A 23,156-nucleotide genomic window follows, 5' to 3' on the forward strand; every position below is an offset into this window, starting at 1 on the left:
ATGATGGTGCGGGCGGTCTGGGGATTGGCGATGCTGCTCGCCGGGGCCACCGCCTCGGCCCAGAATCTGCCGACGGCGCTGACGATCAAGGCGCGCAGCGAACAGACCGCGGTGATCCATGGCCGGCGCCTCGCCTATACCGCCGAAGTGGGCCTGATACCGGTCGCCAGCGCGCCGGGCCGACAGGATGCGACGGGCGGCTATATCTCGTACAGCCGTACCGGCCCCGCCGACCGTCCGGTGCTGTTCGTCTTCAACGGCGGCCCCGGTGCCGCCTCCGCCTATCTGCAGATGGGCGCGCTCGGCCCGTTCCGCGCGCAGGTGCCGCAGGACCCGGCCGTGCCGGTGCCCGTCGCCGCGCCCGTCGTCGCCAATCCCGACACGCTGCTCGACGTCGCCGACCTCGTCTTCCTCGACCCGCCCGGCACCGGCTTCTCCACGCTCGCCGCCGATGCCGATACGGCCTTCTATCGCTCGGTGCGGGGCGATGCGGATGCGGTCGCGCAGACCGCCCGCGCATGGCTCGCCGCGCATGGCCGGAGCCAGGCGCCGCTGTACATCCTCGGCGAAAGCTATGGTACGATCCGCGCCGCCGCGATGGTCGATGCCCTGCGCGAACAGGACCCGGCGCTGACCTTGCGCGGCGTGCTGCTGCTCGGCCAGGCGCTCAACATGATCGAGACGTCGCAGCGGCCCGACAATGTCGTGACCTATCCGGTCGCGCTGCCGACGCTGGCCGCGATCGCCTGCTACCACCACGTCCGGCCTGCGCCCTGCACACCACAGGACAGCGCGCGCGAGGCCTCCGCTTATGCCGAAATCTATCTCGCCGCGCTGTTCCGCGGGCAGGCCCTCGACGCCGCCAGCCGCACGGCGGTGGCCGCGAGACTGGAGGCCCTCACCGGCATCCCCCGCGTCTTCTATCTCGCGCATGACCTGCGCATCTCGAAGGAACGCTTCCGTGTCGAACTGCTTCGCACGCAGGGGAAAGTACTCGGCCGCTACGACGCGCGCTACACCGCCCCCCGCGCGCCCGACGCCGGCGACACCGTCGGCCCCGACGCCTTCTCCGCGGTATCCGATCTCTACGGCAAGGCGGTGACCGGCCAGCTGACGCGGATCGGCGTGACCGATGCCGCCGCCTATCGCGTGATCGTCCGCGGCGGCGACGACTGGCGCTACGGATCGGGCGACTCCCCGTTCAACGACTGGCCGTTCATGGCGCGGCTCGAACAGGCGATGGCGGCGACGCCCGGCCTGCGTTTGTTCGTCGGCACCGGCCTCTACGACCTTACCACCACGGTCGGCGCGGCGGATTATCTGTTCGCGCAAAGCACGCTGGACGCCGGGCGTTACCACAACGCGCGCTATCCCGCCGGCCATGTCGCCTATTCGGACGATGCCAGCTGGCGGCTCCTGATGCGCGACCTGCGCGCCTTCCTTACCACCGGAGCCGCGCATTGACCGACGCGAAGCTCGCGAGGGGAATCGATCTGTGGGGCGTCGTCGCGCTCGGCCTCGGCACGGCGGTCGGCGTATCGATCTTCTCGGCGATCGCGCCCGCCGCGCGGATCGCCGGGCCCGCGATGTTGCTGTCGGCATTGCTCGCCGCCCTGCCCATGTATCTGATCGCGGTCAGCTATGCCTTCCTCGGCTCCGCCTGTCCGGCGTCGGGCGCGTCCTTCGTCTGGCCCGCGCGCTTCCTCCACCCGGCGTGGGGCTTCTACATCGGCTGGGCACGGATCGTCGCCAACGTCGGCGCGATCGTCGTGCTGGCGCTGGTGCTCGTCAGATATGCGTCGATGCTGGTGCCGCTGCCGACGCGGCCGACGATGCTTGGCGTGCTGCTGCTCGCCCTGATCGCCAATCTGTTCGGCGTGCATATCGCCACGCGCGTGCAGAAGATCCTGCTGGTCGGCATGCTGCTGCTGTTCGCGGTCTTCATCATATGGGGCGGCACGACCGCCGTCGATACGGCACGGCTGCAACCGCTGTTCCCGCACGGCGTCCACGGCATGATCGCAGCGACCCCGCTGCTGATGGGTCTGTTCTTCGGGATCGAGGCCGCGACCGAGGCCGGGGCGGAAGTGACCGACAGCCGCCGCACGATCCCGCTCGGCATTGCGCTGTCGATCGGTTCGGCGACATTGCTGTATCTGGCGGTCGGTTTCGTCGCGCTGGGCGTGCTCGGCGGCGATGCGCTGGGTGCCAGCGAGGCGCCGATCCTCGACGCGGCAAAGCGGTTCATGGGTCCGGCGGCCACGCCGCTGATCGTGCTCGCGGCGGTGCTGTCGATCGGCAAGTCGCTCAACGCGCTGTTCGCGATGTTCAGCCGCAGCCTCTATGCGATGGGTGTGGCGGGCATGCTGCCCCGCGCGCTCGGCCGGGTCCACCCGCGCTGGCAGACGCCGCATATTGCGCTGATCGCCGTCTTCCTGCTCGGCTGCGTCGGCATGCTGCTGCCGATGGAGCTGACCTTTCTGTTCCTCGCGGTCAACATCCCCAACCTGCTGAAATACGGCAGCGTCTGCCTCGCCGCCGCCCGTGTCGTCGAACGACACCCGGACCTGTATGACGCCGCCGCGTTCAAGTTCGGCCGACGGACGATGCGCAGCCTCGGCTATGCCGGCGCCGCCTGCGCCACGGTCCTGATCTTCGTCGGCATGGAGGCGGATTGGCGGCCGTACGTGCTACTCCTCGGCTGGATGCTCTGCGGCCTGCTTTACTTGAGGCTTTTCGGAACGCGAGATCGGATCAGCTAGCGACGATCGCCGCCCGGAACCGTGCTTGCGCAGTACCGGCGTTCGCGTCGCTCTGTGCGATCCTCGGCTACGCGCTCGACCCCGCCGCGATCGTCCTCGGCGGCCGTCTGCCGCCCCGGATCGCGGACGTTCTCGTCGCGCGAATCCGCCTGCCCCGCGCGGCGAACCGGCATGGCCTCGCTCCACCGACCCCCACCCTCCGCCGCGCGCTGGTCGGTGGCGACGCGGTCGCGCTGGGCGCCGCACTCATGCCCCTCGAACGCGCCCTTCTGATCTGACGCGTTCGCTTTTCCAGCGGACTGCAACAGACAGTTCCGCTTGGCCTACCCGCGTCTGCCGATAACCGGCCGTATCCCAGCAGGGATGACATGCCCTCGCCGATTCGAAGCACCGATCGAACCCTGGAATGACGGCGTGCCGTTGAGCGGTCGTGACGATGCGCAAACGGGCCGCGTCAGGCGGATTGGGCGTCCAGCACGTCGATATCGTTCACGCGTTCCGAGATCAGCCCGCAAAGGTTCATCAGCGCCGGTGCAAGGCGTTCGCGCCGGTGCAGGACATAGGTGACAGAAGGCAGGTCCGGCAGCGACGGTCCGCCGATTTCGGGAAGGCCACCGAACAGGTCGGTTCGGCAGGTGATCCCGACACCGCCGCGCACCGCGGCGCGCAGCGCCGAGAGGCTCGGCGTCTCGACCACCAGCTGGTACGGACGGCCCGCCGCCTCCAGCGCCGCGATCGCCGCGTCGCGAAACCGGCAGGGGCGTTCGAGAACGGCGAGTGGGATCGTGTCCCGCGCCGGCAGCCCCGCATTGCCGAACCAGCGCATCGGCTCCTCGCGGATCGCCGCAGGATCGCCCGCCGCGCCCATGCCGAGGATCACGTCGAGCCGGTCGCTCTCCAGCAGATCGAGCAGCTGCGGCGTCCCCCCGACGCGTACCTCGAGCCGAACGTCCGGATGCAGCGCGACGAGCTGCGCGAGCAGCCCCTGCAACAGCGTCTCGGCGAAATCCTGCACGAAGCCGATCCGCACCGGCCCGGCGAGCGCCTCGCCGGTCAGCGTCGCAACGATGCGATCGTTGAGCGCCAGCATCTCGCGCGCGAGGACCAGCACGTCATCGCCCTGCGTCGTCAGCGCGAGCCGCCGCCCCTCCCGCCGGAACAGCGGGATCTGCAGCAGTTCTTCCAGGCGCTTGATCTGCAGACTGATCGCAGGCTGGCTGAGGAACACGCGTTCCGATGCGCGTAGCATCGATCCGCCGTCGACCACCGCCACGAAACTGCGCAGGACATCGACGGGAAGATTGAGAGCCATGACGCCCTTATAAGCTCAACCAATCAGGCAGGTGAGCAAATCTATATTGATTGGGTAGGAGTTAAGCTGTCCTTTGTCGTCAGCCCGCTGGCATGCCGCCGGGGCCGGAGACGACATGGCCACGATCCTGCCCCCTGACGATGCGCGACGGCCGCTCCTTACGCGTATCGGCGGTGCGCGCTGGGTGTCGCCCCTCGTGCTGCTGCTGCTGTGGGAGATCGGCGCGCGCACCGGCCTGATCCCGGCACGGACGCTCGCCGCCCCCTCGGCGGTGCTGGCGACGATGGGCGGGATGATCGCGTCGGGCGAGCTCGGGCACAATGTGCTCGTGTCGCTCGGCCGCGCGGGCGTGGGCCTGGCGATCGGCGTGCTGATCGGCGGCCTGCTGGCGGTCGCCGCCGGACTGTCCCGTCGCGGCGAGGCGGCGATCGACTCGCCCGTACAGATGCTGCGGACCCTGCCGACGCTGGCGCTGACGCCGTTGTTCATCGTCTGGTTCGGGATCGGCGAGACGCCCAAGATCGTGCTGATCGCGGTCGCGACGACGTTCCCGGTCTACCTCAATCTCTACAACGGCATCCGCGGCGTCGATGCGCGGCTGATCGAGGCCGCGCGCGCGTTCGGCCTGTCGCGAGGGCAGATCGTCCGCCACGTCATACTGCCCGGCGCCCTGCCCGCGCTGCTGGTCGGCCTGCGCTACGCCCTGTCGATCTCGGTGCTGATCCTGGTCGTCGCCGAACAGATCAACGCGTCGTCGGGCCTCGGCTACCTCATCAACAACGCACGCGATTTCATGCGGACCGACATCATCGTCGTCTGCCTGATGGTCTACGCCGCGCTCGGTCTCGGCGCCGATGCAGCGGTGCGACTGATCGAGCGACGCTCGCTCGCCTGGCGCCCGACGATCCTGGAGGCCCGCTTATGACCGCACCGATCCCGTTTCCCACCCGCCCGCAACCGGTCGTCGCGTTGCGCGGCTTCACCCGCCGGTTCGGTCGCAACACGGTGATCGACGGGCTCGACCTGGAAATCGCGGAGGGCGAATTCGTCGCGCTGCTGGGCCGCAGCGGATCGGGCAAGACCACGCTGCTGCGCACGCTCGCCGGGCTGGACGGCCCGAGCGAAGGCGAGGTTCGCGTGCCGGCCTCACGCGCGGTGGTGTTTCAGGATGCCCGGCTGCTGCCGTGGCAGCGGGTCTGGCGGAACGTCATGCTCGGCCTCGGCGGTCACGATGCACGCGAGCGCGCGGAAAAGGCGCTGGCCGAGGTCGGGCTGGACCACCGCGCCGATGCCTGGCCGCTGACGCTGTCCGGTGGCGAGGCGCAGCGTGCGGCCCTTGCCCGCGCGCTGGTCCGCGAGCCGGACGTGCTGCTGCTCGACGAGCCGTTCGCCGCGCTTGATGCGCTGACCCGGATCCAGATGCACGACCTCGTGCTCGGCCTGTGGCGGCGGCACCGCCCCGCCGTGCTGCTGATCACGCACGACATCGACGAGGCGATCGCGCTGGCCGACCGCGTGCTGGTGCTCGACGGCGGCCGTATCGTCGCCGAGGAGCGGATCGCCGACGCACGGCCCCGCACGCCCGACGCGGCCCTCCGCCATCGCCTGCTCGCCCGCCTCGGCGTCACGCCCGCGCCGCCACCGGCCGTGCCGGACGAATGGGCCCACGCCGCCGAATGATCCGCTTTTCCTGAAAGGAGTCGAACCATGAGCCTACATCCCGACGCGCTCGAAATCCTCGGCATGATCTCGACCAACTACGCCTCCGAAACGCATGTGCCGACCGGCCCGCAGATCGATCCGAGCTACACCGCGGCCTTTGCGCTGGCGCACGAACAGGCCGGCTTCGACCGCATCCTCATCGGCTATCACAGCGCCGCGCCCGACGGTTTTCAGGTCGCGGCCTATGTCGCCCAGCATACGACGAGGCTCAAGATCCTGCTCGCGCACCGGCCCGGCGTGGTCCAGCCCACCGTCGCCGCGCGACAGCTCGCCACGCTCGACCAGTTCAGCGGCGGGCGGCTCGCGGTGCATATCATCTCGGGCGGGTCGGACGCCGAACAGCAGCGCGACGGCGACTTCCTGACCAAGGACGAACGCTATGCGCGCACCGACGACTATCTCGACGTCGTCAAGAAGACCTGGACGCAGACCACGCCGTTCGATCACGACGGCCCATATTATCGGGTCCGCGACAGCGTGTCCGGCGTCAAGCCCCTGCAACAGCCGCATATCCCGATCTTCTTCGGCGGCGCCTCGGACGCGGCGGTCCGCGTCGCCGGACGCCATGCCGAAACCTATGCGTTCTTCGGCGAGACGCTCGAACAGACCGCGGAGATCATCGACCGGGTGCGCGCCAGCGCTGCCGAGAACGGCCGCCCGGCGCCCCGCTTCAGCGTGTCGTTCCGCCCGATCCTCGGCCGTACCGAGGCAGAGGCGTGGAGCCGCGCCGAACACATCCTGGCGGAAGCCCGCGCGATCAAGGAAACCGGCGCATCGCTCTTTCGCGGCGCCACCTCGCAATCCGAGGGCGCGCGGCGCCTGCTGGAAACCGCAGCGGGCGGCAAGGTGCGCGACAAGCGGCTATGGACCGAAATCGCCAAGCTGACGGGTGCGCCGGGCAATTCGACGTCGCTGGTCGGCACCGGCGATCAGGTGGTCGACGCCCTGCTCGACTATTACGACCTCGGCGTCCGGACCTTCCTGTTCCGCGGCTTCGATCCGCTCGAGGATGCGATCGACTACGGCCGCAACCTGCTGCCGAAGCTGCGCGCGGCCGTCGCCGAACGCGAACGGCCGCTGGCGGTGGCGGCGGAATGACGTCGGCGCACACCCGTGCGGTTCGCCGGCTGGTCGCGGCGATCGAGACGATCGTCGCCAGTCGGGACAAGGCCACCCCGGACGATGCCATCGTCGCCCGGGTGGCGGCGCCGCTCGCCGCCCTCGTCGCCACCGACGACTGGATCGACCCCGCCTTCGCCGCGCCCGATCCCGACCGTTATCGCCAGTACCTGCTTCACCGCGATCCCGAGAACCGCTTCTCGGTGGTCAGCTTCATATGGGGGCCGGGACAGGCGACGCCGATCCACGACCACCGCGTCTGGGGTCTGGTCGGCGTATTGCGCGGCGCCGAGATTGACCAGCGCTATGCGAAAACCGACGACGGCACGCTCGTTCCGGTCGGCGCGCCTGTCCGGCTCGATGCCGGGGCGGTCGCCACGCTGTCTCCCGACACCGGCGACATCCACCGCGTCGCCAATGCCCATGACGACCGCGTGTCGATCAGCATCCATGTCTATGGTGCGGATATCGGCCGCGTCGAGCGCGCGACCTATACCGAGGCCGGCACCGCCCGGCCCTTCGTGTCCGGCTACACCGAACCTTCGGCGGTTGCCGCATGACCCCGCAGGAGATCCGCCACGCCTGGCTCGCCCGCAACGAGATCGCGGTGTTCGACCTGCGCGACGAACATGCCTTCGCCGGAGGCCACCCGCTGTTCGCGGCACAGCTTCCGCCCGACCGCATCGCCATCGAGATCGCGCGCCGCGTACCACGCCTCGCCACGCCGATCGTCGTTTATGGCCATGCCGAAGGGCCCGCAGACGACCTTGTCGACGCAGCGATCGCCCGGTTGCGCGCGCTCGGCTACACCGACGTGTCCGCGCTCGACGGCGGCCTCGCCGGCTGGACGGCGGCGGGCTACGAGCTGTTCCGGGACGTCAATTCCTACAGCAAGGCGTTCGGCGAACTGGTCGAGGCGCGACGCCACACGCCCTCGCTGCCCGCCGCCGACGTGCAGGCGCTGATCGACGAAAAGGCCGACATCGCGATCCTCGATGCGCGCCGGTTCGACGAATATGCGACGATGAGCATCCCGACCGGCACCAGCGTGCCCGGCGCCGAGCTGGTCCTGCGCGCCCGCGCCGTCGCCCCCGATCCCGACACGCTGATCGTCGTCAACTGCGCCGGGCGAACCCGCAGCATCATCGGCACCCAATCGCTGCTCAACGCTGGCGTGCCGAACCGGGTCGTGGCGCTGCGCAACGGCACGATCGGCTGGACGCTTGCCGGGCAGGCTCTGGAACACGGCCAGAGCCGCGCCGTCGCGACCATCGATCCCGAACGGCGCGACGAGGCGCGCGCCGCTGCACGGTCGGTCGCCTATCGTGCCGGCGTCCGTCATATCGGGCCTGACGATCTGCGCGCACTCGCCGCGGATCCGGGCCGGACGCTGTACCGGTTCGACGTGCGAACGCCCGCCGAGCATGCTGCCGGCCATCCGCCGGGGTTCGTCGAGGCGCCGGGCGGGCAGCTCGTACAGGAAACCGATGTATTCGCCCCGGTGCGCGGCGCACGCATCGTACTGGCCGATGACATCGGCCCGCGCGCCGACATGACCGCGTCATGGCTCGCCCAGATGGGCTGGGACGTGCTGGTGCTCGACGGCGGCTTCGACGACAGCTCGGGCAGTCCGCTGGAAACCGGCTCGACCGCGCTCCCGCCGCGCGGTCCGGAGGGACGGTACAAGCGCCCCTATGAAGGCACCGACAACGCGGCCGCGGCGATGCAGGCCTATCTCGACTGGGAATACGGCCTCGTCGACCAGCTCGCGCGTGACGACACGCACGGCTTCCACGTGATCTGAGGAGACATTCCATGACGATCTCACTCTATTTCGCGCCGAACAGCTCGGCGTTCGCGCCGCTCGTCGCGCTCGAGGAGGCACGCGCCGACTATCGCGCCGTGCCCGTCAGCCTTGCCGCCGGCGAACAGCATGGCGCCGCCTATCGTGCTATCAATCCGCGGGGTCGCGTCCCCACGCTCGTCGTCGACGGCACGCCGATCCCCGAGGTGATCGCGATCCTGCACTGGATCGCCGATCGCTATGCCGACACCGGACTGCTGCCCGCGGACCCGGTCGAACGGGCGCAGGCCATCGCGCTGATGAGCTGGATCGCGACGACGGTGCATGTCGCGCTCGCGCAGGTCCGCCGCCCCGAACGCTACGCCGACGATCCCGCGATCCGCCGCGCGCTCGATGCACCCGGCCGCGCCGCCTTCGCCGTCGCGCTCGGCGAGCTGGAAACGCGCTCGATCGCGACGGCGTCGCCCTACCTGATCGGCGGCCGGTTCGGCGCGATCGATGCCTATGCGCTGGTCGTCCGCCGCTGGGCCGACGGGCTGGGGATCGACCGCAGCCATTTTCCGGATTTCGCCGAACGCACCGACCGGCTGTTCGCACGGCCATCGGTGCGCCGCGCTCTCGACCGCGAGGCGCTCACTCTTGCCGCCGCCGCCTGAAAGGACGCGCATGACCGGCCCCGCCCGACCCGCCGACTAGCACCGCCGCGCGGCGCCACTGACCGACATACCCCCTCGCCGCAGCCGCGGCGGGGAACGGAGACGCACGTCCGATCAACGGCGGCGCTCCCAGCATTCAGACAGGGATCCCCATGCACGCTCGCCTCTTCCATTCAGCATCCTCCGGCCTTGCGCTGCTGTTCGCCATTGCCGCTTCCGGCCCCGCACAGGCCGCCGGGGACCCGCGGGAGCCGATCAAGCCGGCTGCAACAGACCCTGCGGCGGACGCTGCGCCCGCCGCCGCGCCGGCAACGCCCGCCGACGACATCGTCGTCACCGCCCGCTACAAGAACGAGACGCTGCAGACGGTGCCGATCGCGATCACCGCGCTCTCGTCGGCGCAGATCGAGGCGATCGGCGGCCAGACCAGCCTCAAGAACCTCGCGGCGTTCACCCCGAGCGTCAGCATCCAGGGCTTCAGCGGTCGCAACCAGACGATCACGATCCGTGGGCTGGGCACCAATTCGGGCGGCACCAACGACGGGCTCGACCAGGGCGTCGGTCTCTATATCGATGGCGTATACCGACCCCGCACCGGGACCGTCATCAACGACCTGCTCGACGTCGAGGGGGTTCAGGTATTGCGCGGGCCCCAGGGTACGCTGTTTGGCAAGAACACCGTCGCGGGTGCGATCGACGTGCGCACCCGGCTGCCGACCTTCGCGCCCGAATTCACGTCCGACATCACCTACGGCAATTACAACTACATGCGGGCGCAGGCGTCCGCTTCGGGCGGGCTGACCGATACGTTGGCGATCCGCCTCAGCGGCCTCGTCAGCGGCCGCGACGGGATCGTCTACAATACGACGCAGCGCAAGGACTGGGACAATTACGAGAACGTCGCGGTCAAGGCCGACCTGTTGTGGAAGCCCCGCGACACACTGACCGTCCGGCTGACCGGCGACTATGCGCGCCAGACCGGCAACATGGGCTTCTATCTGTCGGGGCAGGTGCTTCCCACCACGCTCGCCAACGGGGCGCCGGTCAAGGGCTTCTACCAGCACGCGGCCGAGGTCGGTTACGTGCCGATCCCGGTCGATCCGTACCGGCGCAGGACCGACATCAACGGATCGCAGGCGATCCAGATGCCCAGTGGCGGTGTCACCGCGCGGATCGATGCGACGCTCGGCGGACATACGCTGACCTCCATCACCGCCGGACGCTTCTGGAAGTGGATCCCCAACTGGGACGGCGACCAGTTCGGCGCCGACGTGCTCGGTCAGGCGACGGTCGCCACCGACCAGAAGCAGTTCAGCCAGGAACTCCGCCTCACCTCCCCGAGCGGCGGCAGGATCGAATATACCGCCGGCCTGTATTATTTCTGGCAAAAGGCCGACCTGAAGCAGGAGCTCTCGTTCAGGAAGGACGCCGCGAAATGGTATTTCGGCCCCAACGCGCCCGATGCGCTGCTGAACGGCCTCGACACGTTCAGCTACCTCGATCCATCCACCAACAGCTATGCCGCGTACGGCCAGGCGACGTGGCACGTCACGCCCGGCACCAGCCTGACGGGCGGCCTGCGCTACACCTATGAGAAAAAGGCCGGGAGCTACGATGCCGTCCAGGTCGGCACGCCCGCGCCGATCGCCAGCCTGCCCGTCGCCTATCAGGCGACCGCGGCGGCGATCCGCGCCGCCTATGCCCCGTCCGGTGGCGCGTATGACGCCAGCCGGTCGAAGGGGACGCTGTCGTGGCTGCTCAGCGCCAATCAGAATATCGGCGACGACGCCCACGCCTATGCCAGCTACTCGCGCGGCTATAAATCGGCGGGGATCAATCTCGTCCGCCGCAACGTCGGGATAAACATCTTCGTCGAACCGGAAACGGTCGACGCCTATGAGGTCGGACTCAAGACCCAGCTGCTCGATCGCCGCGTCCAGTTCAACACCGCGCTGTTCTGGACGATCGACCGGAATTACCAGGCCAATCTGTACGACGTGTCAAACCGGGTCGGCTATCTCGGCAACGCCGGCAAGGTGCGCAGCCGCGGCGTCGAGGTCGACCTTCGCGCCGGCCTCGCACGGGGCCTCACGCTGAGCGCCTCGGGCAGCTTCACCGACGCGAAGTACGTCCGCTACACCAACGCGATCTGCCCGTTCCTCCAGTCGTTCCGGACGTCGTGCGACATCTCCGGCCAGCGCCTGTCCGGCACGTCGAAATGGGCGGGCGCGGTCCAGCTGCGATACGAGGCCCCGCTCGGCGACAGACTGGTCGGGTACACGGCAGCCGACACCACCTACCGTTCCACCTTCTACTCCGCGGTCAACGACGATCCGTTCTCGCGCATCAAGGGCTATGCGCTGGTCGGCGCACAGCTCGGGCTGCGCGCCGCGAACGGTCCGTGGGACGTCTCGATCTGGGGCCGCAACCTGTTCGACAAGGACTATCTGCTCACCTCCACGGTCAACGCCACCTGGGGCATCACGCAGGTCGGCGTCGGCGAACCACGCACGTACGGCCTCACGCTGCGCACGCGTTTCTGACCATGTCCCCTTCCCTGACCAAGGACACCGCCATGCTTCACACATTGCTGACCCGCCGCACCGCGCTGGCCATCGGCGGCGCCGGACTACTGGCCGCCTGCAGCAAGGCGGCGGGCAGGACGCTGGTGATCGGCGACCAGCGTGGCGGGGTCCAGGCGCTGCTCGCCGCCTCGGGCGAACTCAAGGACGTGCCCTACCCGATCGAATGGGCGCAATTCCCCAACGCGGCGCCGCTGATCGAGGCTCTGGCGGCCGGGGCCATCGATACCGGCGTTGGCGGCGACGCCCCGTTCATCTTCAGCCTGCAGTCGAATGCCGGCGTAAAGGCGATCGCCGCGTTCCGCTCACAGGGTCCGTCGACCACGATCCTGGTGCCGGGCAAATCGCCGATCCGGGACTTCGCCGGCCTGATCGGCAAGCGCGTCGCCACACCGCGCGGATCGATCGGCCATCATCTACTGCTCGCCGGGCTCCAGCGTCTCGGCAAGCCGTTCGACGCGATCGACATCACGTTCCTGTCGCCCGCCGACGGTCGCGCCGCGCTGACCAGCGGGTCGGTCGATGCCTGGTCGATCTGGGATCCCTATGCCGCGATCGGCGAATTGAGCGACGGCCTGCGCATCCTTCCCATAGACCGCGGGCTGGCACCGGGGATCGGCTTCGTGTTCGGCACCGAAAGCGCGTTGCGCGACAAGCGTGCACAACTGACCGATCTCGCCGCGCGCTTTGCCCGCGCGCGACGCTGGGCCGAAACGCACCGCGAGGCTTATGCACAGATGCTGACGCAGCAGACCGGCGTCCCGATCGCCGCGACGCAGCGCTACATCAACCGCAGCGTCAACGTGCCCGTGCCGATCGATGCCAGACTGATAGCCGAGGAACAGGGCATCGCTGACCTGTTCCACACCGCCGGGCTGCTTGCGCAACCCGTCCAGGTCGCGCCGCATCTCGCGCAACTGTAATCGACGCCGGAGATCTTTCGATGACCAAGCGACAATTGAAGCTCGGGCTGGTGACGACCGGCGTCGGCGGCCCCGGCGATAGCAACCGGTGGCTCGATCCCGAGATACCCGTCGATGCGAGCGTGAGCATCGATTGGTACATCGATATCGTACGCCAGGCGGAGGCGGCGAAGTTCGATCTGGTCTTCATCGTCGATAGCCAGTTCATCACCGCCGACTCCCCGCCGCATTATCTCAACCGGCTGGAGCCACTGACGCTGCTCTCCGCGCTCGCCGTCGCGACCAGCCATATCGGGCTCGTCGGCACGCTGACGACGTCGTACAACGACCCGTATAATCTCGCCCGCCGCCTCGCCTCGCTCGATTTGATCAGCAAGGGCCGCGCCGGATGGAACGTGGTGACGACCGGCGACGCCGGCACCGCCGGCAATTATGGTCGCGACGAGCATTATGATTACGCGACGCGCTACGGACGCGCCTTCGAATATCTCGACGTCGTGCGCGGGCTGTGGCGTTCGTACGAAAAGGGCGCGCTGGTCCGCGATCGCGAGACCGGCGTGTTCCTCGACAAGACGAAGCTGCACGCGCTGAACCACAAGGGCGAGCATTTCTCCGTCGTCGGCCCGCTCAACATCCAGCGCTCACCGCAGGGCGAGCCCGTGATATTTCAGGCCGGGGATTCCGAACAGGGGCGCGATCTCGGCGCGACGGTGGCTGACGCGATCTTCACGCACGCGAAAACGATCGAACAGGGCCAGGCCTTTTACGCGGATCTGAAAGGGCGCGCCGCCAGGCTTGGTCGCAATCCCGACGAGATCGTGATCCTGCCCGGTTTCACGATCACGGTCGGCGACACCGACGAGGACGCCCGGGCGATCCAGCGTGCCTATCGGCGCGCGGACCAGAGCTTCGAACAGGCCCTGGCCGAATTCGGACGGGCATTCGGCTGGCATGACTTCCGCCAGTATGATCTCGACGCGCCGTTCCCCGCCGCCGCGCTGGAACACGGGAAAAGCAGCTTTTTTACACAGGCGAAATCGATCACCACCACCGCCGTTGTACATCGCCACTCCCTACGCGAAACCATCAACCTCGTTCGTGATCAACACACTAGCCCGTTCGTCGGATCGGCCGAAACCGTAGCCGCTGAAATCGCCCGCTGGTTCGAAGGCCGCGCCTTCGACGGGATCAACGTCCACGCGGGACACCCTGATCAGTTCCGGCGCTTCACACAGGAAGTCGTCCCGCTGCTCCAACTACGCGGGCTGTTCCGGTCGAATTATGAAGATACCACCCTGCGAGGCAATCTTGGCCTGCCAGTGTTAGCTTATGATCGGTGAGCGAGGTGACCTGAACTGATGGGATGGATGCCGTTCGTGACATCCCTCGCCTCTACCTGGGCCAGATCGCGTTGCTCACGCAAAAAATCGAGAAGTTGCACTCGAAGCTCGTTGCATCGACCAGTCTATGACGCCATGCTCCGCGAGATGCGGCTGCCCTGCTTCCGCATCTCGCGGATCCGAGGCGCCGAAACCCCGCTGCGTCTCATCAAGCATGTGAGGGTCATCCGCTGATCAGGATCAGCGACGTGGCCGGGTGGCCATATCGGTCGTCTGCAGCCCATACCCGGCCTTGGAGCACCCTTTTTCGCTTTGCAGCTTTAGCCGTTCGTTCATGCAGATAGATGGCAGCTCCCGGCTGCAAAATCCGCCGTCTGCAGGGCTACTGGAGGAAGCCATCCCTGCCTCAGTGGCTCGCAGCGTTCGAATACACGTTCATGACAATGACGCCAGCGATAATCAGGCTCATGCCAATGACAGCGGCGGCATCGAGCTTTTGACCCTGGAATGCCCATGCAGCGGCTGAGATCAGAACAATGCCGACGCCTGACCAGATAGTGTACGCAATGCGTGTCGGGATCGTTCGAAGCGTCAGCGACAAGAAGTAGAAGGCAAGACCGTAACCGATAACGGTAACGATCGTCCAAGGCATGCGCGTAAAACCATTCGACTGCTTCATGGCAGTCGTTGCGCAAACCTCGGAGACGATCGCGATTGCTAGCAGGAGATAGTTCATGGACGATCTGCTAGCATACAAAACGCGGCCAATCTTGGATACTTACACCCCTAAGCGCAGTCCACTGTTGCGCGACGCCGCCCGGCCGGACGGCGCTGGAACGACCCAGATCCAGATATTTAGCGTCGGTCTGCACCTGTCTCATTTCGCTCATTCGCGTTTCTGCCGGCATCTCAAGCAGCGGCGCCGGACATGCTATAGTTCCGCGACGAGGAAAGCCACCGACCGGCCCAACAGCAGCACGCCGTTGACGCCGTCGGTAGCACACGAGACGCAGCAAGCCGCCCGACGAGGAGGGTTGTTTCTCGCACTAACAGGCGGGCTAAACAATAAGCGTACATCAGCCTCCGGTCGCCATGCCGGGCCTTGCAGGTCCGCCGACCAGACCATCTGCGCTCCCGCCCCCGGCGGACGTGTCGAGTAACGGAAAGAAGGCCGCCTTCAGCGGGAGCGTGGCCGAGCCGATCGCGGCCGCGTCGCCATCGATCATCGACGCGACGACCCGCGCGGACGGACGGCGGTGCCCTCGCCGGTCGGGGTTGATGAAGGTGATGCGCTCGATGATCCGCCGTGCCAGTTCGTCCGGCAGGCGCCCGCCCAGCACGATCGCCTCGGGATCGAGCGTCGCGGATATGGAGGAGGCGACCAGATCGAGCGAGGGCATGATCGCGTCGAGCCATGCATCGACGGCGGCATGTCCGGGATCGAACCCGCCCAGCATGGCGTGCAGATCGGGATAGACGATCCCCGCATCGGCAAACGCCGTGCGCAATGCCTCCAGATTGGGCTGCTGCCAGTCGACCGGCAGGATCGAGGCAAATTCGCCGGCATTGCCGTGGCGACCGCGCAGCAACTGACCGTTGGAGACAACGCCGCCGCCGAACCCGGCGGAAAAATACAGATAGGCGAAATCCCGCGCCGCGCGTCCCTGCCCCAGCATCGCCTCGCCGATCGCCGCGACATTGCCGTCGTTGTCGATCCACACCTTGTGGCCCAGGGCATCTGCAAGGATCGTGTCGAGCGGCAAAAGCGCCCATGGATCGAGCAGCCGCGGCGGATTGAGCCGTGCGCCGTCGCCGATGAAATATCCGGTGACGCCCACGCCGATGCCGACCAGCGTGGACGGGTTCCGCCCCATTGCAGCGATCGCGCCCTGCATCATCCGGTCGATCTGCGCACAGGCCGTCGGCAGGTCCGTATCGTCCAGCCGCTCGGCGCAGGCGCCCGATACGGTCCCGGCGAGGTCGAGCAGCACGAGCGACACGGCATCGGTCATCACCGACACCCCGACCGAAAAGGCGGCAGCGCCAACCAGCGATATCTTGGTCGCGGGCTTGCCGCGTCCCATCGCGACCGGCGCGCTCTCGCTGAGCAGTCCCCGCGCCAGCAAAGGTTCGACCAGCCGCGTGATGGAATGCGGCGCAAGGCCGGTCCAGCGTGCCAGGTCTGCACGGCTCGCCGGCCCGCATCGCGACAGCAGGTCGACCACCAGCCGTTCGTTGGTGGTGGCCGTGCGCCGGCCGTCATCGCGGAGGAATCGGGGCGGGAATGCGCCCGCTGTGATGCCATTCATGTCGGTCAGAAGCGTCGCACCGCCGGTGAAGTCAAGCGGAGCCCTGCGAGCAGCGCCGCGACGATGCACGCGACCGCGACAATCCAGGCGAACCGCGCAAAGCCGTCGGGTGAGAACGCCGGTGACCGCCCCAATCCTCCCGCCAGCGCCAGCCCGGCCGCCCCGAGCGCCAGCTTCGACGTCATCGTGTACAGGCCATAGCCGCCCGGACTGCCCGCCAGCGCCGGCAGCAATGCCCAACCAACGAGGTTGGTCGCCCCCAGCGACAATCCGAGCAGCACCAGCATGCCCGGCGCGGCACCGAACGCGAATCCGGCAGCCACCGCCGCCGCTCCGCCATAGGCGGCGGCCAACAGCATGAGCCCGCGGCGTAGCGATCCGATGCGGATCGGCAGGAACGCCGATAGCGTCCGGCCCGCGATCAGCAGCATGAGGACCGATGTGCCGCTCGCCTGCGCAGGCAGGTGCAGCACCGCCTTGGGCAGAGCGCCCAGCGCGACGATGCCGATGATGCTCGCGCCGAGAAACCGCAGGGGCAAACCGACCGCAGTGCCCGATCGACGTGGCCCCGGATCGAGCGGGAATGCCGCGAGCAGCGGCACCATCGCCGATCCGACGACGAGCGCCGCCACCGCGATGCCGCAGAGCAATGGCGTGATCGCAACGGCGTCGCTGTTCGCCACCCAGGGCGGCCGACAATGATGCCAACGCCGTGCCGATCGTTCGCCAGCGCGCCAGCCATGTCGCACGGCCCGGATCCGACCCCAGCCGTGTCAGCAACGCGTTATGCGGCACGTCGTACCCCGCATAAGACACGCGAAACGCCAGCGTGGCCGCCAGCAGCATCCACGGTCCGTACGGCGCCAGCAGCACCGTCGCCGGAAAGCTGACCGCCGCCAGCACCAGCGCCGCGGCATGGTGGGGCCGTTTTTCCAGCCAGAGGCCGACGCCGAGATCGGCGCCGGCATTGGCGGCCAGCCCGGCGAGGAAGAGCGCACCAGCGACGATCGGGTCGACTGCGTGAACGGACACCAGCAGGTACAGCGTCAGCAGGTCGCTCGCCGTCCACAACAGGCTCTTGCCGAAATGCGCCGTGGCATAGGCGATCCACGCCCGCCGCCACGCCGGCCCGTCCAGCCGACCGTCGCTGGTCCCGCCTAGCGCAGCCAGCGCACCTTGTAGAGGTGCAGGCCGTCCACCGGGATGCGCACCGGATCGCTGCCGTCCGCACGCGCGATCGTGAAGCCCGTTGCCCACCAGCTCTCCTCCGCTTGCACCCAGGCGAGACGCCCGGTTCCCTTACCCCCTGCGGCATCCCCTGTCATGCTGACCGCCTTCACGCGCAGCTTGGGATTGAGCGCGGGAAGCGGCGCGAAATCGCCGGCCGGATCGAACGTCCAGACGCCGTCGTCGGTCGTCACCAGATAGCGCCCGTCCGGCCGAAGCGACAGGTCGTGGCCATCGCGCCGCCCCGGCAATGTCCAGTGCGCCGCCTCGATCAGCGCGGGCCCACGGCGCGGGCCGGCGACGCGATACGCCTGGATGACGTCGTGCGACAGGACGAACAGCCGCCGTCGGCCGGCATCCCAAACCGCGCCATGACCGGAGGGCAGCGGCAGCGACAGCAGCGGAACCTCGCTGCGTCGTCGGTCGTACACGTCCAACCGGTTGCCATCCTTGTGAAGCGACAGTGCCACCGCGATCAGCCCGCCGGGTAACACATCGGCCGAATGCGCCATCGGTGCGGTCGCCCGGAACGTCACCTTGCCCGTACTCCGCTCGATCAGGACAACACCGCCGGTCGAGGCGGTGACCAGAATCGCGCGACCGCCGTCCACCGGCTTGCATTCGTCGATATGGCCGAGCAGCGTGGTGCGATAGGCGAGCGGCAGATCCTGCGCCCCGGCCGCCGTCCAGCGCCAAGCCTCGACCGCCCCCGCGCCGGTGATTCGATACTCACGGACCTGATCGTCACCGCAGGCGTACAGCCGTTCCGGCGCTTCGACGGCGGTCGGCGCAAAAACCGCCGCGGTCAAGTATGTGAACAACAACGGCATTTCATGATCCTCTCGTGACGATTGCCAACCTTCTAAACCATCGTCATAAGTATGTCACCTTAGGTGCATAAATGATCAGGCACGGTTGATGCCGGACTTTCAGGGGGGATATCATGAGGCTTGTCACTTGGCGCAGCGCGCTTCTGCTTTCGACTGCGCTGCCGGTGGGGGCGCAGGCGCAACAGGCCCCGACGCCCGCGGGCGAGGCTTCTGCCGTGGCCGCGACGCCCGATGCCGACGAGATCGTCGTGACCGGCGCGCGCCTCCAGGCGGTTCGCGAGATCGAGGCGAAACGACAGATTTCAGTCATCTCCGACAGCATCAGCGCCGACGAGATCGGCACGTTGCCCGACTTCGGGCTGGGCGAGGCGTTGCAGCGCGTGCCGGGTGTCTCGACCATCCAGAACAACGGGCGCGGCGAGGCGCAATTCCTGTCGATCCGCGGCCTCAACGCCGATTACAACCTCGTCCAGATCGACGGCATGACGCTGCCCGCCAACGAGATCGGGCGACGCAACGTGTCGCTCGACATCATCCCATCGTCGCTGGCGTCGCGGGTCGAGGTATACAAGTCCGTCACCGCGGCGATGAACGGCAACGCGATCGGCGGCATCGCCAATCTGCGCACCCGCAGCGCCTTCGACGGACGCGGCGAACCCTTCGTCGGCGGGCGTTTCGATATCGGGGAATGGGATTTCAGGCGCACACGCGGCAATCGCGCGCCATCGGGTCAGGCCGAACTGGTCGCCTCCACCACCTTCGGCCCCGACCGCAAGTTCGGTGCCGTGGTGTCGGGAAGCTATTTCCGCCGCGATTCCGCCTCGCTCAACTCGGCGACCGACAATTATCTGTATTTCGACCAGACGACAGGCGGGCGGTTGCTGTCACCCGCCAGCGACGTGTCGAACGCCTTCGCCGCCCCCGATCGCCGTCGCTGGCTGCATTACGATAACGTGCGCCAGCGTTATGGCGTGTTCGGCAAGCTGGAATTCGACGATCACTCGATGTTCAAGGCGGCGGTGACGCTGGCCAATTTCCGTCACATCAACGATGAAGAACGCCAGTCCAACATCGTCATCGCCAATACGGCGGTCACCGCAGCGACCAACCGCTACACCAACTTCAGCAACGTCACCGCGACCAGCGGCAATGTCGCCAACGCGAACGCGCAGGCGGATCTGTCCAGTTTCTACCAGACGCGCCGAATGCGCTACGCCGACGTCAACGGCCAGCTGTCGCCGGACGACTCCGTCCGCCTCGACGTCGGCGTCAATTATGCGATCGCCACGTACCGGCAGGACGCGCGGCTGGCGACCTATCGCATCGCCAACACCACCAACCTCGCCTATCGTTATGACTATACGCCGGGCAGTTTCCCCTATTTCGACGTCGCCAACCCCGGCTTCGTCGCCAATGCCGCAAATTATCGCCAGTTCGAATACGGCACCAACAGCGACGACAATCGCGAAGAGACGCTGACCGCGCGCATCAACCTCGACGTCAACATGGCGGCGAAGGATCGCGGCTTCGGGATCGCGACGGGCGCCTACGCCCGGTTCCTCGACCGCCGCTACGATTTCCAGGTCGACAATTACCGCAACACCGCCGCGTTGACGCTCCTGCTGGCGCCGGTGCTGGCGGGGGAGCGTTACGCGCCGTACAATGGCCGTGGGCAGACCGTGTTGCTGGTCGATCCGACCGCCGCACGCAGTGCCTTTGACGCCAATCGTGCGAGCTTCGCGGCGAACGCCGCCAATGCGGGCAGCAGTCTGCAATCCGATTACAATCTGACCGAGGATGTGATCGCAGCCTATGCGATGGCACGCTACGCGACCGACACCGTGCGGCTGTCGGCCGGCGTCCGTTATGAGGACACGACACTCGCCACCGGGTCCAACCGCCTTCGCAGCGGTGCCTATGTCTATGGACAGCAGGGGCAACATTATCGGGACTGGCTGCCGTCGGCACAGGCGGACTGGGATATCAGCGACCAGCTCCGCATGCGCGCCGCCTTCAGCCGTACGCTCGGGCGACCCAATTACGACGATCTAGCCGCGCGCGAGACCGTCAACGTCGGCATCACCGCGAACAACCCCGACGGCGGCGTCTCGATCGTCAGCGGCAACCCGGACCTGCGCCCGCGCCGGTCGGACAATTACGACCTGAGCCTCGAATATTATGTCAATCGCGACATCCTGTTCTTCGTCGGCGCATTCCAGAAGGACATTGCGGACGAGATCATCACCACCCGCAACCAGGCGACCGAAGTGTTCGAAGGCACCTCGCAGCTCGTCACCCGCATCCGTCCGGTCAACGCCAGCGCTTCGCGCGGTCGCGGCGTCGAGCTGAACGCGGTCGTGGCACGCATGCGCTTCCTGCCCGGGCCGCTTGCCGGGTTCGGCTTTTCCGCTAACCTGACGCTGCTCGATCCCACCCCGCCGCAGGTGACGCTGTCCGACGGGGTCACCCGTCGTCGCCTGTCGGGACTGTTCGAAAGCTCGAACACCGTCGCCAACGTGAAGCTGTTCTACACCGCCGGTCCGGTGACGGTGCAGGGTGCGTGGAACCACCTGTCGCCGATCCTGTATTCGGTATCGACCAGCGACCCGCTGCAGGACCGGCGCTACGCGACCAGCGACCTGTTCGACGCGCAACTGCGCCTGAAACTGGACCGGCACTGGACCATCGTCGCACAGGCCAAGAACCTGACCAATTTCCGCCCGCAGCGGCTGTTCGGCCCTGGATTCGGCCTGCTGCGCGAGGAGATCGACAACGGTCGCTCCTTCTACATCGGTGCGCTGGTGCGCTACTGATGCGCGCCACGGCTCTGCTGTTGCTGGCGGCGGTGGCGTCGCCCGCGGGTGCGCAACGATACCTCGATGGACCGGGCGTGGGGTTGATCGACATCTTGCCCCCCGCCCCGAAACCGGGTTCGGCGGAGGACGAGGCGGATCGCGCAGCGTTCCGCGCCTCGCGTACGCTGGCGGGATCACCGCGCTGGCAGCAAGCGATCGGGGACGTCGACGAAAGCGTGCCGGCGATGCTGTCGGACTTTGCCGCTGCCGCCGGCCGGCCGCTGTCCCCCGCCACCACACCGGCGCTGGCGCGGCTGTTGACCCGGCTGCGCGGCGATGTCGCCGCGGCGGTGAACGCGGTGAAGCCGGCCTACGCCCGCAGACGGCCGTTCCTCGCCGACCCCGGCGCGATCTGTCAGCCGCGGTCTGCGCTGGACAACAGCTTCGACTATCCCTCCGGACATACAAGCTGGGGAACGTCGGTCGCGCTGGTGCTCGCCGAACTGATACCGGCGCGATCCACGCCGATCCTGGCGCGCGGCCGCGATTATGGCGACAGCCGCGTGATCTGCGGCGCGCACAACGCCAGCGCCGTCGCAGCCGGCCGACAGGCGGCCGCGGCGGTCGTCGCGCGCTTGCATGGCGACGCGGCCTTCCGTCGCGACCTCGACGCCGCCAGAGCGGAACTGGATGCCGCGCGCGCAATCATGGCGCGGCTCGCCGATCCCGCCGCCGGACCGATCGTCGTCGCGCATCGCGGTTGCCACGCCGCCATCGTCGGGCTCGGCAGCGCGCCGGAGAACTCGCTTGCCGCGCTCGATCATTGCATCGCGAGCGGCATCGACGTGATGGAAACCGACGTCAGGATGACGCACGACGGCTATCTGGTGATGATCCACGACGCCACCGTCGATCGCACGACCAACGGCATCGGCAAGGTCGCCGACCTGACGCTGGCGCAAGTCCGGGCGCTACGGTTGCGCGACGACCTCGGCGGACCGGCGGCATCGCTCACCGACCTGCACGTTTCAACCCTGGACGAGATGCTGACTGCCGCGGCCGGACGGATCGTCCTCAACCTCGACATCAAGGACGCGGTTCACGCCGAAACCATCGCCGCCGTCCGCAGCGCCGGTGCCGAGGGTCGCGTGCTGGTCAAGGCGACCGCCGGTATCGCGAGCCCGCCGCTCGCCGCGCGGGCTCCATTCGACCATGTGCCGTTCATGCCGATGTTGTCCGGCACGGACGACCTGCCGCAGGTGATCGCCCGGCAGGCCTCGGGAGCGATCCGGCCGATCGGCTATGAGATTCCGCGTATCTCCTTGGCGATGCTGGCGCCAGTCAGCGCGGCGGCGTGCCATGCGGGAGGGCGCCTGTGGGCCAACAGCCTCTGGGATGGCTTCGTCGCCGAGATCGGAGGAGATGAGCAGGCCCTGGTGACGCCAGACGCGGTCTGGGGACGGCTGATCCGTGGCGGCGTGTCGATCATCCAAACCGATCGTCCCGCTGACCTTCACAGGTACATAATCGCTGAGCAAATTTACAACAAAGTCGCTGCTAACGGCCGCTGTGGCCCGCCCGGCCAGCCAGTACGGCGCTGACGACGACATACATCTACGAACGCCTCCAGCGGCTCCATGAAGAACGCGCCGCCGACATCTTGATGGTATTTACCGACTAGTCTGCCACGCAAAAAGACCAGGAACAGGTACCTTCCCGGACTGTTCAACCGCCCGAACCGGCCGTGTTTGCGGATCGGACCGGGAAGGAACCCC

General features: G+C 67.7%; 19 protein-coding genes. 14 read left to right on the forward strand and 5 right to left on the reverse strand.

What is annotated here, in order from left to right; translation table 11 throughout:
- Both AC1RTO_RS17570 and AC1RTO_RS17575 read left to right on the forward strand, forming a co-directional pair.
- Positions 1-1,464, forward strand: coding sequence for a S10 family serine carboxypeptidase-like protein (locus AC1RTO_RS17570; protein ID WP_493162101.1), 1,464 nt, complete (start codon positions 1-3; stop codon positions 1,462-1,464).
- Positions 1,461-2,762: an APC family permease gene (locus AC1RTO_RS17575; protein WP_493162102.1), complete on the forward strand. Its 1,302-nt coding sequence runs from the start codon at positions 1,461-1,463 to the stop codon at positions 2,760-2,762. The genes AC1RTO_RS17570 and AC1RTO_RS17575 overlap by 4 nt, the downstream gene beginning before the upstream one ends.
- 454 nt (positions 2,763-3,216) lie before the next feature.
- Here AC1RTO_RS17575 and AC1RTO_RS17580 read toward each other — a convergent pair whose 3' ends face one another.
- On the reverse strand, positions 3,217-4,074 hold the full coding sequence (locus AC1RTO_RS17580; protein ID WP_493162103.1) for a LysR substrate-binding domain-containing protein: 858 nt from the start codon (positions 4,072-4,074) through the stop codon (positions 3,217-3,219).
- Positions 4,075-4,189: 115 nt separating this feature from the next.
- Here AC1RTO_RS17580 and AC1RTO_RS17585 point away from each other — a divergent pair, with 115 nt between their 5' ends.
- The 9 genes from AC1RTO_RS17585 (at position 4,190) to AC1RTO_RS17625 (ending at position 14,220) form a co-directional block, all read left to right on the forward strand.
- The gene (locus AC1RTO_RS17585; protein WP_493162104.1) at positions 4,190-4,999 is read left to right on the forward strand and encodes an ABC transporter permease; all 810 of its coding nucleotides are present in this window, start codon (positions 4,190-4,192) and stop codon (positions 4,997-4,999) included.
- Positions 4,996-5,754 (forward strand): ABC transporter ATP-binding protein, encoded by a 759-nt coding sequence (locus AC1RTO_RS17590; protein ID WP_493162105.1) that lies wholly within the window; start codon positions 4,996-4,998, stop codon positions 5,752-5,754. Before AC1RTO_RS17585 ends, AC1RTO_RS17590 begins: the two co-directional genes overlap by 4 nt.
- A gap of 27 nt (positions 5,755-5,781) precedes the next feature.
- Positions 5,782-6,894, forward strand: a complete 1,113-nt coding sequence (locus AC1RTO_RS17595) for an LLM class flavin-dependent oxidoreductase (protein ID WP_493162106.1) — start codon at positions 5,782-5,784, stop codon at positions 6,892-6,894.
- The gene (locus AC1RTO_RS17600; RefSeq protein WP_493162107.1) at positions 6,891-7,475 is read left to right on the forward strand and encodes a cysteine dioxygenase family protein; all 585 of its coding nucleotides are present in this window, start codon (positions 6,891-6,893) and stop codon (positions 7,473-7,475) included. The genes AC1RTO_RS17595 and AC1RTO_RS17600 overlap by 4 nt, the downstream gene beginning before the upstream one ends.
- Positions 7,472-8,719: a rhodanese-like domain-containing protein gene (locus AC1RTO_RS17605; protein WP_493162108.1), complete on the forward strand. Its 1,248-nt coding sequence runs from the start codon at positions 7,472-7,474 to the stop codon at positions 8,717-8,719. Before AC1RTO_RS17600 ends, AC1RTO_RS17605 begins: the two co-directional genes overlap by 4 nt.
- Positions 8,720-8,730: 11 nt before the next feature.
- Positions 8,731-9,375, forward strand: a complete 645-nt coding sequence (locus tag AC1RTO_RS17610; protein WP_493162109.1) for a glutathione S-transferase family protein — start codon at positions 8,731-8,733, stop codon at positions 9,373-9,375.
- A gap of 152 nt (positions 9,376-9,527) precedes the next feature.
- Positions 9,528-11,918: a TonB-dependent receptor gene (locus AC1RTO_RS17615; RefSeq protein ID WP_493162110.1), complete on the forward strand. Its 2,391-nt coding sequence runs from the start codon at positions 9,528-9,530 to the stop codon at positions 11,916-11,918.
- A gap of 32 nt (positions 11,919-11,950) precedes the next feature.
- The gene (locus tag AC1RTO_RS17620; protein ID WP_493162111.1) at positions 11,951-12,880 is read left to right on the forward strand and encodes an ABC transporter substrate-binding protein; all 930 of its coding nucleotides are present in this window, start codon (positions 11,951-11,953) and stop codon (positions 12,878-12,880) included.
- Between the two features lie 20 nt (positions 12,881-12,900).
- Positions 12,901-14,220 carry an LLM class flavin-dependent oxidoreductase gene (locus tag AC1RTO_RS17625; RefSeq protein ID WP_493162112.1) on the forward strand — a complete coding sequence of 440 codons (1,320 nt, stop codon included), beginning with the start codon at positions 12,901-12,903 and terminating at the stop codon, positions 14,218-14,220.
- Between the two features lie 406 nt (positions 14,221-14,626).
- Here AC1RTO_RS17625 and AC1RTO_RS17630 read toward each other — a convergent pair whose 3' ends face one another.
- From AC1RTO_RS17630 to AC1RTO_RS17640, 3 genes are all read right to left on the reverse strand, one after another.
- Positions 14,627-14,956, reverse strand: coding sequence for a DMT family transporter (locus AC1RTO_RS17630; protein WP_493162113.1), 330 nt, complete (start codon positions 14,954-14,956; stop codon positions 14,627-14,629).
- 340 nt (positions 14,957-15,296) lie between these two features.
- Complete coding sequence (locus AC1RTO_RS17635) at positions 15,297-16,529, reverse strand: ROK family protein (protein ID WP_493162114.1); 1,233 nt, start codon at positions 16,527-16,529, stop codon at positions 15,297-15,299.
- A 5-nt stretch (positions 16,530-16,534) separates the two neighbouring features.
- Complete coding sequence (locus tag AC1RTO_RS17640; protein ID WP_493162115.1) at positions 16,535-17,212, reverse strand: hypothetical protein; 678 nt, start codon at positions 17,210-17,212, stop codon at positions 16,535-16,537.
- A gap of 232 nt (positions 17,213-17,444) precedes the next feature.
- Between AC1RTO_RS17640 and AC1RTO_RS17645 the strand changes: the two genes are divergently transcribed.
- On the forward strand, positions 17,445-17,690 hold the full coding sequence (locus tag AC1RTO_RS17645) for a hypothetical protein (RefSeq protein ID WP_493162116.1): 246 nt from the start codon (positions 17,445-17,447) through the stop codon (positions 17,688-17,690).
- Here the strand turns inward: AC1RTO_RS17645 and AC1RTO_RS17650 are convergent.
- Positions 17,687-18,586: a DUF6528 family protein gene (locus AC1RTO_RS17650; protein WP_493162117.1), complete on the reverse strand. Its 900-nt coding sequence runs from the start codon at positions 18,584-18,586 to the stop codon at positions 17,687-17,689. The two genes, AC1RTO_RS17645 and AC1RTO_RS17650, sit on opposite strands and share 4 nt — an antisense overlap.
- A 113-nt stretch (positions 18,587-18,699) precedes the next feature.
- Between AC1RTO_RS17650 and AC1RTO_RS17655 the strand changes: the two genes are divergently transcribed.
- Complete coding sequence (locus AC1RTO_RS17655) at positions 18,700-21,399, forward strand: TonB-dependent receptor (protein ID WP_493162118.1); 2,700 nt, start codon at positions 18,700-18,702, stop codon at positions 21,397-21,399.
- Positions 21,399-22,982 carry a glycerophosphodiester phosphodiesterase family protein gene (locus AC1RTO_RS17660; protein WP_493162119.1) on the forward strand — a complete coding sequence of 528 codons (1,584 nt, stop codon included), beginning with the start codon at positions 21,399-21,401 and terminating at the stop codon, positions 22,980-22,982. Before AC1RTO_RS17655 ends, AC1RTO_RS17660 begins: the two co-directional genes overlap by 1 nt.
- Positions 22,983-23,156: the final 174 nt, after the last annotated feature.

The organism is Sphingomonas sp. GW821-FHT10F09 (genome assembly GCF_058809195.1).